General features: G+C 58.1%; 9 protein-coding genes and 1 pseudogene. 3 read left to right on the top strand and 7 right to left on the bottom strand.

What is annotated here, in order from left to right:
* Positions 1-779 precede the first annotated feature (779 nt).
* Complete coding sequence (locus WB650_RS05900) at positions 780-1,538, bottom strand: class I SAM-dependent methyltransferase (protein ID WP_423959774.1); 759 nt, start codon at positions 1,536-1,538, stop codon at positions 780-782.
* Positions 1,539-1,986: 448 nt separating this feature from the next.
* On the opposite strand from WB650_RS05900, the gene WB650_RS05895 reads away from it, so the two are divergent.
* Positions 1,987-3,714 (top strand): hypothetical protein, encoded by a 1,728-nt coding sequence (locus WB650_RS05895; RefSeq protein ID WP_423959772.1) that lies wholly within the window; start codon positions 1,987-1,989, stop codon positions 3,712-3,714.
* An 88-nt stretch (positions 3,715-3,802) separates the two neighbouring features.
* On the opposite strand, the gene WB650_RS05890 is transcribed toward WB650_RS05895, so the two are convergent.
* The 5 genes from WB650_RS05890 to WB650_RS05870 all read right to left on the bottom strand — a co-directional run bounded on the left by WB650_RS05890 (position 3,803) and on the right by WB650_RS05870 (position 13,184).
* Positions 3,803-4,606: an FkbM family methyltransferase gene (locus tag WB650_RS05890; protein ID WP_423959770.1), complete on the bottom strand. Its 804-nt coding sequence runs from the start codon at positions 4,604-4,606 to the stop codon at positions 3,803-3,805.
* Positions 4,607-4,608: 2 nt separating this feature from the next.
* Positions 4,609-7,893 carry a glycosyl hydrolase family 28-related protein gene (locus tag WB650_RS05885; RefSeq protein ID WP_423959768.1) on the bottom strand — a complete coding sequence of 1,095 codons (3,285 nt, stop codon included), beginning with the start codon at positions 7,891-7,893 and terminating at the stop codon, positions 4,609-4,611.
* Positions 7,894-8,119: 226 nt separating this feature from the next.
* Positions 8,120-8,809, bottom strand: coding sequence for a 4'-phosphopantetheinyl transferase family protein (locus WB650_RS05880; RefSeq protein ID WP_422304033.1), 690 nt, complete (start codon positions 8,807-8,809; stop codon positions 8,120-8,122).
* Between the two features lie 80 nt (positions 8,810-8,889).
* Entirely contained in the window at positions 8,890-9,477 is a 588-nt protein-coding gene (locus WB650_RS05875) for a class I SAM-dependent methyltransferase (RefSeq protein WP_422304034.1), read from the bottom strand.
* 107 nt (positions 9,478-9,584) lie between these two features.
* Entirely contained in the window at positions 9,585-13,184 is a 3,600-nt protein-coding gene (locus WB650_RS05870) for an AMP-binding protein (protein WP_422304035.1), read from the bottom strand.
* A 716-nt stretch (positions 13,185-13,900) separates the two neighbouring features.
* On the opposite strand from WB650_RS05870, the gene WB650_RS05865 reads away from it, so the two are divergent.
* Together WB650_RS05865 and WB650_RS05860 are read left to right on the top strand one after the other, a co-directional pair.
* Positions 13,901-14,359 (top strand): hypothetical protein, encoded by a 459-nt coding sequence (locus WB650_RS05865; protein ID WP_423959766.1) that lies wholly within the window; start codon positions 13,901-13,903, stop codon positions 14,357-14,359.
* 298 nt (positions 14,360-14,657) lie between these two features.
* Positions 14,658-14,867 carry a tyrosine-type recombinase/integrase gene (locus tag WB650_RS05860; RefSeq protein ID WP_422304037.1) on the top strand — a complete coding sequence of 70 codons (210 nt, stop codon included), beginning with the start codon at positions 14,658-14,660 and terminating at the stop codon, positions 14,865-14,867.
* Here WB650_RS05860 and WB650_RS05855 read toward each other — a convergent pair.
* Positions 14,807-15,009: pseudogene (locus WB650_RS05855) on the bottom strand (alpha/beta hydrolase); the annotation flags it as partial. The gene WB650_RS05860 and the pseudogene WB650_RS05855 sit on opposite strands and share 61 nt — an antisense overlap.

Raw genomic sequence — 15,009 nt, 5'->3', positions numbered from 1 at the left:
GCTCGGCACTCGAGCATCGATCGTCGGCGTTCCAGGCGCACTGGTGACCGGTTGAACTGGCGCCGGAGCGCTCGCGCAGGCGTTCAATGCAATCGCCGCTAACGCCGCAAACGGCCAAGCCAACCGGCCCGCGGATCGTTTTGTCGTCGTCTTCAATTTATCGCCTTTCTTCAAAGTCAGAATTCGGTCGCTCGATAACCGCCGGCTCAAAGCGTCCTCGACTCAGGACCCTATCCAGCGGACACGCGTCCGCCATCCCATGATTCCCGAGGAACCAATAGGGCTGGACCCAGTTTGCCCCAATCGATGCCTAACTGATGCTATCGGCATCTACAAAAGTGCAACGCTGCCTGATTTCATTCAGGCGTCTCTCAAGTGACCTAAGAAGAGCGTAGACGCGTTGAGGTCCACCATATTAGTAAAGCACGGCGGCCGCAAGCGCTCCATCGGCGAATGCGAAGATTTCGGACATCGGCTCTGTTCGGTATTCCCCCTGAAACAAGCGGGCGTCCTTGCGCTCTTTCCGTGGTCCCCTCGGTACAAGCACTGCTGGCCATTTCCGTCACGCAAACGTCCTTGCGATACCGGAATAGTCAGGCGAAGACTTTCAACACTGCGCGGGAATTCTATTCGCGTGTCCGATCAGTTGCAAACGTCAATCCGTGGTTAAAATCCGGAATGGAAACGCCATCGAGTGCCCAATCAAACAGCACTCAAATTTTCGTCTTGAGTCGAGCCCGACGGTTTATTTCTCGCGCTATGAATTCAGCAGAGACGTGTTAATGCAGCCTCACAGTCGCTCTGATTCTGCTCGCGCCGCGAAGACGGCGCCGCAAAGCAAATACCGCCGCCGCCCCTGCCACCAGGATTCGCCTGACCCGCGTACGAGGATTGAAATCATCGTGCGACGCCGGCTCCACCGGCCACACCGACTCAACTTCCGGATTCACTACTGTGTATCGAATCCGATCCTTCCAGTGAAAGCGCGTTACCCACGCCTCCGGACTTATCGCCGCCAGCGCGCCCTCGTTCATCTTCACCTTGAACGCGCGCTCGAGCAGCGGATCGCACACCGGCGCCGGTTTTTTGCGGATTACCAGCATCGGACCACTGCCGTCGTCGATCGCCGCGACTTCCAACCGATGGACCACAAACGGCAGCACCCGTTCCGACCAGAAACTGGGCGTCTCGATATATCCGGCCGACGCAACCCGCTGCAATTCCGACAGGAACACCTCGGGATGCTCGCTATGCTCCAGCACGTGAAACGCAATTACGTAGTCGAATGCCTTATCGCGAAACGGCAATGCCTCGCCGCGCGCAAGCACCAGCGGACGGTCGTCGCGCTCAATTCTGCCGCCCCATCGCTCGCGCGGCTCGAGTGCGAAGTCCACCAGCACGTCAGAACGCGGTGACGGACTGTCGCCGCCGCCGACTTCAAGCACGCGCGCATCCCGCGCGATAGGCAACATCACTTTGCGCCCGGCAAAGATCGTATGCCTCAATTTGACAATCGGATGCACCGCTCTCCATGTCACCGCGATTCTTCAGACCAATCAGCGGAAACCACGCCAGGATCAGACCAGTTTCACCCACGCATTTGCAAGCTGAGTTTGAACGATTTGCCGCGGACCGTCAGCCGCGCGGTTGCGATAAAGCGTTCCTGTTGACAGGGTTAGAAAGAGTCTGAGCGTCTGAGAGTTTTGAGAGTACAGTATGAAGATACTGAGTGCGTTTGGAAGGCTCGCCGGTAGCTCCACCTCCGAATGCCCCCAATGCGGCAGCCACGAAATCCGACCTTCGAGCAAACCCCAGTTCTGGTTTTACAGGCTGCTCCGTTTCACGCTTTACCGGTGCCAACATTGCAATGGGGTATATCGTCGATGGCAGCCACTATCCTAGCGGTTTCGAGGGATCAGAGTCGCCGCAAGGTTCCCCTGTGATCGGAGTAGTGCGCGCGATTTCCGCGCGATCTTGCAAATTCCAATGGAGCAGGCAGGATTAAGCGCGATGCGCCAACTGTTAAATTTGGACGACTCTCAAACTGAAGTCTCAGCTCATCCCCAAACGATACACAGAGCTGCCTCGAGAATCTCTTCCTTCGAAATGGTTTGCCTCAGCCTGATCGCGGTCGGTTATCTTGCGATTACTCTTCTCCTGGTCGCTCTCGCTGGGCGTCCATTTGCGTATCCATTGGATGACACCTATATCCACCTTGCGCTGGGTCGTACACTAGCGACCTCGGGAGTGTGGGGTCTTCAGTCGACCGACCCAGCAGCGGCTTCCTCGTCCCCGCTATTTTCACTGATGATCGGGGCGGCCTATTTCTTATGGCCGAAGCGCTTCATCGATGGATTCGTCGCGGTCCCATTGATCTTGAATCTGCTCGCAGGCGGCCTCGCAATTTTTGTATGGGCGCGCATACTCAATGGAGTCCTTTGGCGAGATGCATGCATCGTCGTTCTTTTGATAGGGACCGGCCTGTGCGCACTTTCGATCACTGGGATGGAGCACGTTCTGCACGCTGCGCTGGCTTTGGCGCTGGTCAGTGCGGCTGTGGGCCAGATGTTCGACAACGACTCGTCGGCAACGAAGCTGGTAGGGCTGGGTGCGATCGCGGCGCTTGCGGTTGCCTGTCGCTATGAATCTTTATTCGTAATTGCACCGTTGATGGGCCTGGCTCTCATCCAGAGACGCCTGACTCTGATTGCAGCTCTGGCAATTGGAATAGTCATACCAATTTTCGGCTTCGGACTTTACTGGATTGAACACGGCGGCTGGTTGTTGCCTAATTCTTTGCTGATAAAAGGCGTTGCGCCAGCGGGGTCGGCCAGCGTCGCTAGACTCTTACACTCACTCCAAACGAATATTAGAAGTAATTTTCACAGAAACGCTAGTTTTCTAACCGTAATGTGGCTCATCATTCTCGTTTCCGGGATGGCGGCAGGGATCGCGTTGCGAGATTGGAATAGCTTTGACCCTCGGGTTTTCTTCGCTGTCGCCGCTATAGGCGCGAGCGTCCTCCAGTTACTTTTCGCGACCCTCGGTTGGCTCTTCCGGTATGAAGCCTGGATCGTAACGCTCGACGCTACTGCGGCGATCCTTTTGCTCGACACTCTCTTGCGGAAGCATCGTAGGCTGTTCGGTTTCGCATTAGTGTTTCTTTCGGTTCTTATGTTACAGCGGCAATTTCTAGAGACGGTGCAGTCTGTCAGGGCGGTGAATGATAGACGCTTGGAGCACCTGTTACCAGCCGCGTTTGTACACCTGGCGTATCAAAATCGAGTAGTGATGGCGGACGACGTGGGCGCCCTATCGTACTATGGCGGTGCGCGCGTGCTTGATGTTTTCGGCCTGGGAAATAACGAACCCGTGCGCCTTCGGATGCGGCCGCAAGGCTACGACGCGGCCAGTCTGGCGAACTGGGCAGACTCACAGAATGTCGCGATTGCTATTCTCGAGCCGTCTTTTTGGAATCTGGTATGGACACGCGGGGCTCCACAATGGCGATTGATCGCGCTTTGGCGCATTCCACGCAACGTCGTCTTCAACGACAGATGCGTGGCGTTTTTCGCGGTGGCACCTGGAGAGGATGCTCATCTAACTGCTGCTCTCCATGATATCTCGGTCCCTCCGCCGATAGAGGTGTACTACGCACCGAATCCTCTAGATCCGGCAGCCTCCCCCGGCTTCATTCACGCGAAGTGTGGCTAAGACCGACGTTCCTATTTCTTCAACGGACTTCCCGTGCAGTTCGTGTTGCAATCCTTTATCAGCACCACCCATCCTTTCGCCGTCAGCCTCAAGGAGCATCTTTAGTACGCCACTCCGATTGGGGGAGTCGAAAGAATGGTTTCTCCGCTCGAAGCGCACTGTCTTCGCGAGCAAAAAGAACGTCCATCTGGAACACGGCCTCATCGGTATAACGACGATGCAAGTGGCAGACATCGTAAAACAAAAATCGACGGTCGGCCAGGAAAGCTACTACATCCGAGAAGAGAGGCGCCCCGACGTTGTAGGGAAGCGTCGAGACTTCCAGCAGGATGACCTCAGTGTTTCGCAGCGTCTCGTTTGCGCCGCGCAATACCTCTAACTCAAAACCCTGGACATCTTCCTTAAGCAAGATAGGACCACTCATCTTACGTTCAGCGACCACACTGTCCAACGTCTTCATCGGCAAAGACTCCGCAATTGGGCATTTGTTCTGAACTGACTCAAGCACCGATGAATTCCCGAAGTCATCCATATGAAAGCGCACCGATGCCGACGGCTCGCTACCGAGCAGGGCCCATTCAAGGGAAACCGAGTCATCGCACAAAGCGCGTAACCGCTCTTGCTTATTGGGTTGGGGTTCAATCATGAGATATTTCGCTTCAGGCCAGATAGCCCGCGTTCGTCGGGTCCATTCCCCGACGAATGCACCTACATCGATCACGTTGGCCGGATGGAACCCGCATCGCCTTAAGTTCTCGAGACTCCACCACATCGACATTCCCGACGCGTAAGTGTGTCTGAGATCATCGTTCACCCGGGCAGAGGATAGGCGGAAGAGGTCGTCATGCAATCTCTGCGGAATCAGCGACCGAAGTATATTTCCGACGTTCATAATTAATGCAGCTCCCAGGCGGTCCCGTTGCATTGCACCGTCGAACGCGTCGATCCGCCGCCTGTGAAAGCTGTCCCGAGATAAGTCGTGCAGTTCGTGTTGCAATCGCTGATCTGCACTTCCCATCCCTTCGCGGCGCTGTTGCAAGTCGGCAGAGTCGCCACCGTCTTTACCGGCGGAATCGTCACGTCGCTGAGCGCTTGGGCATAGGCCGCGTTATCCGACAGCGTTACGCCCGCTGCCGACAGAGACTTCCCGTTCACGATCGGATTTATCCATGTCGCCGGCGTAGCCGGTGACCCTGCTCCCTTCCAACTAATCAGGGGATTGGTCGGTGTTCCCAAGATGGCAACCTGACCTCCGAAAAATGAGAGCGCGAGGCCCGCATTGATGCCGCCCGGATTGGCCCAAATCGCATTCACGCTTGGATCATATTGATAGTTGCCGCCGGTAAACTGATATGCACCAACGCCCCATACCTTGACCGGAATCGGCGTTCCTCCGCTCTCGTAATCGACGCTCAACTCAGCAATCGACGTGCTGTCGTAGATGGTGCTGCCGCCGAGGTCAAGATCCGCAATGGCGTTGAACCCGGGATTCATAAATAGCTGCTCGTAGACACCAGGCGAGTCAATCGCTTCTATCCCGTAATAGCTACCGGTCGAATCCAGCCACGCTAGATGTACCAGACCATTCGTATGAACCATCGAGAGATTCGATTCGCCATATTGCTGAGTCGAGGCTGTCAGATGGTTGATGTGTGTGCCGTAAGAAATATATTCAAACTTGAAGGCATCACGCGAAGCGCCGGTCCCGGTTACATGATCGAGCGTCGTGTAGAGTACGTTCTCGCCGAGCAGGTTGTAGTTGCCGCCCTGAAGGGTGAGATTCACAAAATTCGAGTGGATATTTCCCGGCGTTCCCCCGGTGCCGAAGCTTCCGGCCCAGTGAATCGGAATCCATATGGGTAAAAAACCGGAGCTGATATTCGTCACTCGTAGCAGGACATCTTGCTGCGCGAGATTGTTAAGCAGGATTAGAGTATTAGCGTCGTTCGCAAATTTCGCTGTCGGCGCAGTGTAGGTTGCTGTGTGGCGCGCGACCTTCGAGACGCGAATCGAGTCGAGTTGCCCAATCCAATGCGTAGAACCAGAGCCGTTTACTCCACCGATGGAAAAGCCACCGTCACCGAGTGCCCACACTTCCGACGGCTTTTGAATAACTGTGCCGGTGGCGGCTACGCTGCCGATCAGCGTTGTCGTGCTGCCCGGCGTTCCCTGAAACAACCGCAGCGTCGAGCCGTCGTAACTGGCTTCGATCTCGTAAGTAGTTCCTGCGGTGAAGCTACCACCTGAACCGGCGGCGCATGCGATTCCGGTGATCGATGTGGTAATGCATACACCCATCGTGTTGGGCGAACCGGGCGATAAACCTAGCCTTACTGCGCCCATGATATTGGCCAGATTAAGATCGTCGCCGCTGCTGTGCATCATATAGATTTGCGAAGATGCGCCGCCAGCATAGTTCACAAAGCCCTCAACGCTGAACGCCGAGAGTCCATTCAGCGGAGTAGCATTTGACTGCGAACCTAACGCAGTCTGCGCATCTCTCAAGTCGTACATGTACTCAGAATTAACCCCCCAATTCAGGGCTGAACCGCCGCCCGTGGCGAGCGATGTCGCCAGAATCGGCGCGGCGGTCGTGATCGCATTCAGATAGCTGTTCGACTCGTGCATGATGATGGGAAATAAGCCTTCCGATGCTGCCTGAATTATACAAGCGCCTTCGCTCTCGCATTTCCAGGTTATAGGCTGCGAACAGTTAGAGATTAGCGAGAACGACGTAATATAAACGCCGGTCGGGAACCATAACGTCGCCCCGATATTTGCGTTTGCGCTATTCGATGCAATAGCTGCCGCGCAAGTCGCATTGTATGCCGCTTGAATCGCTACCGTGTCATCGGTCAGCCCGTCACCCTTTGCGCCATAGATAGGATTCTTGACGTTGAAGCGGCCGTCGATATTGAAGCCTTTGATCGAGGAATTGCTGCCGGAGGTTCCGACAAGGTTGGTCACTTCCGCAAACCCGTCACCCTGCAGGACCGGACTCGAGCTATAAGTGCTTGCCGGCTTGATAGCGATCATCTGCGCCGCGCCGCCGCCGACCGTCATCGTGACGGGCGGACTGGTGGCGTAGCTCGCGGCTAGCTGAGCGCCGGTAAACGGCTCGATGCCGCTCCCGGAGATTGCCGCAAATTGCGTCCCTTGGTTGAACAATACCTGCGTCGACGAGCTGACGTTATTAGACTCCGCACCGAAGAGAATTATCCTCTCAGGCTGCGCACCGAGACTCAGCCCGGCGAGCGTTGGGCCATTGGCGCAAACGGCGGGAGATATTACGTCCACCGGATTGCTGGCCGTCACCCCGACGTCGATCAATGCCGCTGAAGTGGCGCCTCCACCAGAGAAGGTCCAGGTGTAGCTGCTCGGCTCGCTGCCGCCCGCCACTTTGTAGTAGCTGCCCATCGTTCCGTAGATGCCGCAAGCCGTGTCGCTGCGAATAAGAGTCCAGCCGGAAGGCGGCGTCGGTGCGGCGACGTTCTGCGAGAAGTAGCCGGCGATCATCGTATGGCCCGAGACGACGCTCGAGGGCTTGTTCAGCGTAAAGTTCGGCGATCCCTGCGCATTTGTCGATACGCCCAACGCCGGAAGAACCGCGTCCGTTAGCCCCGGACTCGCTTCGGTCAGATAAACCGGCGTCTTGCCGCCGAGCACGGTCTGAACGATCGGGGTGGGCAATGATCCGCTGAGATCGCTGCCGGCCGGCTGTCCAAAAGCCAGCGCGTCGCCGCCGACAGTCCCGTTCGCCAGGTTGGTCATCTTGTTTCCGTTTGCGTTGAGGCTCGCCTCCAGCGCTCCGCTCGCGCATGACCATTGACCCCGCGCCCCAAGCGCCCACGCGCCGGTCCCGCTTCCTGCACAGGGCGAGGTGAGCTTGCAATCCGCGCAATAGATCAAAGTCCCGTCCTGTTCGGCCGGAAGATTTGCGAATGACGTCGTCGCGATTGCCGGCGCCATCCGCTGTGCGCCCGAAAAGCGATCGTTAATCGCCTTTCGGAAAAGCGCCCCGGCCCCAACACCGGTGAAGTTCGGGATCGGTACATACGCACCTGGCGGCGGCAGGTTGGGCGGCGCCTGCCCCACCACGCTCACAATCGTGCCAAGCACCACCAGCGGAATGGAAATCACCAGCACAACGATCCGCACTGAAATCTTTTTTAAGTACATACGCTGCAACTGCCCTGCCGGTCGGTTATTCGCTAACGGCCAAGCAATCCGCAACGATTGCACTCATTTGCACGCAAGGTGTCCGGGTAGATCGATGCCTGCCTGATGTCCAGTTGATCATTCACGCCTAGTTTTGCACCGAACATTGCCGAGCGTAAGGCTGAAAAGTTCAGGGGGCCTTCGCTCGTTATTCAATCGTAGAGAGTGAAAGAGAATGTGCATCCGCTCAGATCCAGCGCGGTTCAGAAATTCTAAGCGGGCTTCCTTGCGTCGCCATGGCGGCAACCCAGCCGTGATCGGGCTTGAATGACGCCAGCGACCAGTTCCAATCGTCGCCGCGAAGTATCTTCGCCTCCTCACCGGGAATGAGTGACACGTCGAAGCTGTCGAGCTCGATCGACAGTCCCTGGCCGCGGGCCTTCACGTAGGCCTCCTTGCGGGTCCAACAGTTGAAGAACGCTTCCGCCTGATGCTCGCGCGGAAGAGCGCGCAGCGTCTCGACTTCGCGGCGCGAGAAAAAATTTTCCGCAATCTTTTCGCTCGCAACTTCTTCGCGAATCATCTCGATATCGACGCCGACGTCGCGCTCGAGCACAAACGCGTACATCGCAAGCTCCTGCGAATGCGACAGGTTGAAGCGCAGGTCACTCGCGACGAACCCCGGCGCGAGCAACGGCTTGCCCCATTCGTTGTACGCAAAGCGAATCGCTTCCGGCGGTTGCGCCAGGTAGCCGGCCAGCAAGTCGCGCAGCAGCGCGCGTCCCGCGATAAAGCGATTGCGATGCACGTCCAGGTAGAATCGATCCGCGCGCGCCGTCTCCTCGGCATTCAGTATGGTGCGCATCCGGGCCACACGCGCAGGCGTGCGGTCAAGGCGCCCGAACCACACGTGAACCTCACCAGGTTGGAGTTTCACCGAATCTCGCGAGCTCTCCACGACGCCGTAATTATACCGGCATCGATCGCAAGTACTGAAACTGACCGTTAACGATCGGCTCAGAACTGAACCAGCAAGCCTTGGGTGACCTCGAATCGGCCGGGACGGAAGTCCACGAAATAACGGTAGGTCCCGCCGCGCGCTTTGCACGCGCTTAACGCCAGGGCTTCTGCTTGACGCATATCGTCCCCCGGTTCATTTTCTTCGAGGTCAGTATTGTCCAGATACAGAAGCCCGCCCGGGCGGATTTTCGAGACCACGTTCTCCACGCATCGCGAACGCCATTCTCCGTCGACGAAGGCCAAATCCACCGAGGCGTCGGCGTAGTCACTCACATCGTAGTATTGGTCCAGAGGCCGCAGATCGTAGCGAACGTTCTTTGCTCCCCGCAAACGCCGCGCCACGAGCTGATACCAATGGTCGTCGATCTCTATGCTGTGCAGGAATCCGCAGCGGCGGGCAAACCATAGGGTGGACATGCCGGATCCGAACTCGATCACGCGCCAATCTGGCGTTATCTTATGGTCGAGAAATTTCACGGCACGATAGGAAATCCAGGGACGCACGGGCCGGACGTTGAACAACTTGCGCGCAACGGTGCCGACCAATGCTCTCGGCGCGTAAACGACACCCTTCAGATCGATCAAATTTCCTCGCTCATCATGGAAACGGGTTTTCCTTCGTTCGCCCCTGAATAGCTTATCCAGAGAATTCACTCCCACCTGAGTAACTGAGATCGAGAGCTGCGTCGGGGCTAGAATCCCACCCCTGCTTGGGCCATCCGCTCTTCTGGTTTGATCCCGAGCGCCTCGCCTAGCTTCTCGGCCAGAATGTCGACGCCCGGCTCGTCCAGCAGTGCCAGGTGGTCGCCCTCAATTCGGTAAACCTCGAGTCCCTCGCGCACCACACGACCCCATCCATTGTCGGGTTGCCGGTATCTCCCAATCAGGTCGCGAGTCCGCTTGAACAACAACACACGCCCGGAGTACGGCTGCGGCACGTAGTTGCGGGCTGCGATGACGTTTGCCAGAACCACGTCCATCGGCTCGCGCGGCGCCGGCCTGCCGACGGGTATCCCCAAGGCACTCGCGAACCGCCAACTGTGAATCTTCATTCTTAGAATCTGTCGATGGACGATTCCCGATGCGGCGAGTCGCAATTGCTGGATTCCGCCTTGCGAGATTCGAGTTGCATGGATTCCGGCATTGCGCACCATTCGAATCAAAAAAGGATCGGGTTCCGCCGGACATGGACTATCAACCAGGACCACCAATCCAACCTCGCGTCCGCTCGCAGTCAACTGCTGCGCAACTTCATACGCCAGTACTCCTTCGGCGCTGAATCCGATCAAAAAATAGGGGCCCGAAGGTTGGCCTTTTGTAATTGATTCGACTTGCGCCGCGGCCAATTCTTCGAGTTGGTAAGGCATCCGAAGTTTAAGCTCGTTCGGGACCGAAACCCCAAGCACCGGCTGATCGAGCCCAAGCCTCCAGGCGAGTGGGATAAATTCATCGAAGCTGCCCATCACGTAGAGTGGCGGTCGCTTCCCCAGCGGCTGAATCGGCCAGTGTGTGGTGGCCGCCTCGCGACTTCCGTTGGCGCCCAAAGCGTGCGGGTGGCTGACTGCCGCTAGCGGTGATACTGCGCTCCCGGAGCCGTTGCGCTGGGGTGTAACGACGGCGAGTTGAGCGGGACCCGACCCATGAGGTGCCGGGGCGATCGATACGTGGGCGTCGCTCGGCGACCTGTCCCCCGACACCTCGTCCAGAATAGATCGAAGTTTATCCGCCAGGATCGCGACGCCGGGCTCGACAAACATGGCGAAATGGTCGCCCGGTACTATGCAGACCTCAAACCCGTTGGGAATGAATGCGCCCCATCCACAATCGGGCAAGACAAAGCGACTCGAAATCCATCTGGTGCGCTTGAACAGGATTGCGCGGCCCGGGTACGGCCGCGGGCGATAAGCGCGAGAAGACTCCTGAAACGCGAGCGAGGGGTCAGCATCCTGGCCTAGAGGTTGTTCCGGAGGCGTTATGCTGACGCCTCGTGCCACAGAGCGAATCCGACCTCTCAGAGCCTGAACCCGACGCCCAAGAACTGGCGCCAGATAAGCCCAATATTCATTAACGCCCATAGCCTGAAGCTCGCGTAAGTGTATCCGCGCATTGGAGAGTTTCCGTCGGGCCGAGGACACATTTGGTTGCACCGGGCAGGACGAATCAAACAACACAAGCAAAGCGACTTCGTGTCCATCGGCGATCAGTTGCTGCGCGATTTCATAAGCCAACGGGCCGCCAGCGCTGAAGCCTCCTAGCACATAAGGACCGTGAGGCCGCACCCCCAGAATCGTTTTTACATGAATTCTCGCGATCTCCGCGAAGTCGTACGGGGGCACGATATTCATCATTTCCGGATCCAGCAGAGCGTAGATCGGCTGGTCAGTTCCCAGGAGCCGGGACAGGTCGCGGAAAATCGTAAATCCCCGCACCATAAAGATCGGCGTGCGCGAACCTTGGGGTTGCACCGATAGGACTCCCGAAGATTCGTACGGAGTCCCTCGCTGGTCTTTTCCTTCCGAATCGAACAGCGCAGCGAGCGCGGCGATGGTCGGACGATCGAAAAAGGTCAGGATGGAAATTTGCGGCCACCCAGCTTCGTGCAAACGCAGCACGAGTTGCGCGAGTAGCAGCGAATCCCCCCCAAGGGAAAGAAAGTCATCGTGGATGCCGACGCGATCGACACCGAGCACGTGCGACCAAACCTCGGTCATCGTCTTTTCGGTTTCACTGGACGGCGCAACATAGGGCGCGCGGGTCAGTGACCGCGAATCGTTGCCTTTGATTCCGAGCTGCGCGGCAAGATCGATGCGCCGAACCTTTCCACTCGGGCCGGCCGGAATTCGATCGACGAAGTGGATGTGCCGAGGAACCTTGTAGTCGGCCACCCGATCGGCGACAAAACTTCTTAACCCGTGCTCGGTGACAGAATCGCTAGCGTTCAGAACCACCGCTGCGGCAATGTCTTCCCCCAGGCGGGAATCGGGAATCGGGAATGATACTGCCTCGGCGACTGCTGGATGCTGGCCGATCACCTCGTCGATTTCGCGAGGCGAAATTTTCTGGCCGCCGCGATTGATGATTTCCTTGATACGTCCCGTGATGTAGAGGTAGCCGTCGGCGTCGAGGCGGCCCTGGTCCCCCGTCCGGAACCATCCGTTGATGAACGACTCGCGGTCGGCCACCGCACTTTTCGCGTAACCCGCCATGACGGCAGGTCCGCGCACCACGATCTCGCCGGTTTGGCCCGATGCCAGGAGTTCGCCCTCTTCGTTGATGATTCCAACCTCGGTCTGGCCAGGAACGCCGACGGATCCCGGCCTGCGTTCGCCGGGCGGGAGCGGATTCACAACAACTTGCTGCGCGGTCTCGGTCAATCCGTAGCCTTCGATAACCGGGACCCCGAAGACGCGCTCGATTTCCGCCATCAGGCTGGGCGCGAGCGGGGCAGCTCCTGACCGGATGAAACGAAATGTGGACTTGGCGGCCCATTCCGGATGCTCGCGGGCGCGCGCGAGGATCGACTGGTGCATCGCGGGCACCGCCGAATACCAAGTGGGCGCGAACTCACGGCACCATTCGAAAAAATGCGGAGCATAAAACCCCGGTGTGCACACCACGCTCGCGCCCGCCGCTATCGAGGCGAGCACTACGCCGATCATTCCGTTGACGTGAAACAGCGGCATCACGTTGAGACATCGATCGCGCGGCGTCAACGCGAGCGTCGCGATAATGTTATCGATCGAGGCCGCCAGATTTGCCTGCGTCAGCGGCACCATCTTCGGCCGCGCCGTCGTGCCCGAGGTATGCAGCACGAGAGCCTCATCGCCGGGCTCCGCGAATACCGGAGTAACGTTCACCGGAGCTGGCGGAAGATCCAGCGTAAAGATTCCTGCTGCGTCTGCCGTTGAAGGACGCAGCCGAATCACGCGGATGCCGAGCGACTCAGCTACCGCAATCGCCGGCAGGTTCGCGCTCTCCTCGACGATCAGCGCCCGCGGCGCCAGATCCGATAGGTAAAACTCAAACTCGCTGCGCCGATAGTTCGGATTGAGCGGCGCGCACGACGCGCCCATCGCGACCGCCAGCATGCAAGCCGCCATCTCGGGACCGTTGGGCAGCACGACCGCCACCCGGTCGCCGCGCGAGATCCCGGCGTGATTCAAGTCGGCCATCACGCGGTAGCAATGAGTTAACAGCCGCGAATATGTGAGCGGATCGCGGTCAAGCGAAAGGAACGCGAAACTATCTGGATTTCGCTGAGACCACTCCTGTAGCGCCTGGTGGATGTCCATTCGACCGATACAACTCTACAGGCAATCTAGTCTCAACGGACGCCCGGTATTTCCTCGGTGCCGTGCAAGAGTAAGTTCGTCTGAGCACATAAACCACGGCTCCTGAATGACAAACGTTGATTTTGGCGATTAAAGCTACTCACCGTAGTATCAGAATCGAGGAGGCTAGATCCACTAATTCGTGCCGAATGGAACGAAAGCATCGGGGAAGCTCGTTGAGCGGATGAGAGTTGCGTTTAATGCGAGATGTGAGAAACGCGAACTGCCGGAATCGCGGAATCGAAAACTCCCCCCTTCCTTGCGTACGCTTCGTAGACGTAAACGTCTTCGCCATCGAACCGCAGCGGGACCTGGTTGTCATTCCTCGAGTTCAGAGAGAGACCACATGCGCCGCTGCGCCGAAGTGAGCGGCAAATCGCTGACGGTCGAAGCGGCGATGAACAGATAACCGTCGCGATCGACCCTGCCATTGTCGCCGGTGCGGAACCAGCCGTTGACGAACGAATTGCGATTCGCTTCCGGATAGTTCGCGTAACCCGAATGACACCGGGACCGCGCAGCCCCAGGCCTCGCTCGCGCAACGGTTAGAAAGTGATATTTGCCACGGTCTCTCGTCGAGAATGCGGCAACGCCAATCCGACAAAAACGGCTGTTGTCCTGGTCAAGGCGCTTGCGACGGAGGCGCACCGGTGACTGTCAAAAGGAATGGCAAATATTTGGTTCGGGCGGCAGACGGCCACGGAGGTCGGCTACCTGGCCAAACCTTCAAGACGAAGCGCGCGGCCGACGCCTATGAAGACAGATTCGGCAGCAGATCCGCAGGGGCGAATACATCGCGCCCGAACGCATACCGACCTTTGCAGAAAAGGCCGAGGAGTGGTTTTCGCCCACGGGCAATTGCCGCCCGGGAACCGCAGCCAACCTATCGCGTCATCCTTGACAACTGGCTGCTGCCAAAATTCCGAACCGAACGTCTGGATCGCATTGACGTTCAGACCTGCGAGAAGTTTCGCGCAGAGCTTTTCAGGAAGACCGGCCACTGCAACACGAACGCAATCATCGCGGTCCTCGGGCGCGTTCTCGAGATGGCTCGCCGGCACAAGCAAATACGCGACAACCCGACCGACGATCTTCCGCCGGTTGCGGCAAAGGCCAAGGAGATAGTGGACGGCTAAGACGAGAGTGACGCCGCGACGGTTGATCCGGCCAAGGTGCTGAATGCCGACGAGGTTGCGTTACTACTCAGCCACGCGGCGCCGGGATTGACCAGGCGTTCCTGACAACCGCCGCGCCGACTGGGATGCGCCTGGCAGCGCTGGTTTCGATCCTGCGCGTTTGGAAACTGCAGTGCCCGCCGAGCAGCGCCGACTTGGTTTTCGCAGCGACCAACGAGCACGGCGCTGCATCGTTCTCGAACGCTGAAGGGCACGCTTCGGCCGACGTTGCGCCGCGCCAAACTGTGGCAGTGTCAATGTGCATTCTCTGCGGCACAGTTTCGCGAGCGTAATGATCATGGCCGGATCGCCCGTGACCGAGGTTCAACATCTGCTTGGTCACTCGTCGGCGGCGATCACGTTGAAAGTCTATGGTCACTGTTTCTCGAAGACGCCGACCGATGCGATTCAGAAACTGGAAAGTGCCTGCGAACTTTCATGCGAGAGAATTGTGTCTGCCCCGCCATGAATCAGCAGCAGCGGCTTGGGCGCCAGCTCACCCGCCACGTGCGCACCCGCGAGCTGACTCGAAAGCGCAATCACGGTGGTGACGATGGGGCTCAGCGTGCCCGCGTTGATCGCGACCGCGCCGCCGAACGAATGCCCAATCA

This window comes from Binatus sp. (SeqCode) (assembly GCF_049584895.1).
In the GTDB taxonomy this organism is placed as follows: domain Bacteria; phylum Desulfobacterota; class Binatia; order Binatales; family Binataceae; genus Binatus.
Note: the sequence above shows the minus strand (reverse complement) of the source record. Positions and strands in the feature narration are given on the sequence as shown.

Coding starts and splice junctions, on each gene's coding strand:
- WB650_RS05885 (WP_423959768.1), bottom strand. CDS start 7,893: ATGTACTTAAAAAAGATTTCAGTGCGGATCGTTGTGCTGGTGATTTCC.
- WB650_RS05870 (WP_422304035.1), bottom strand. CDS start 13,184: ATGGACATCCACCAGGCGCTACAGGAGTGGTCTCAGCGAAATCCAGAT.
- WB650_RS05895 (WP_423959772.1), top strand. CDS start 1,987: ATGGAGCAGGCAGGATTAAGCGCGATGCGCCAACTGTTAAATTTGGAC.
- WB650_RS05890 (WP_423959770.1), bottom strand. CDS start 4,606: ATGAACGTCGGAAATATACTTCGGTCGCTGATTCCGCAGAGATTGCAT.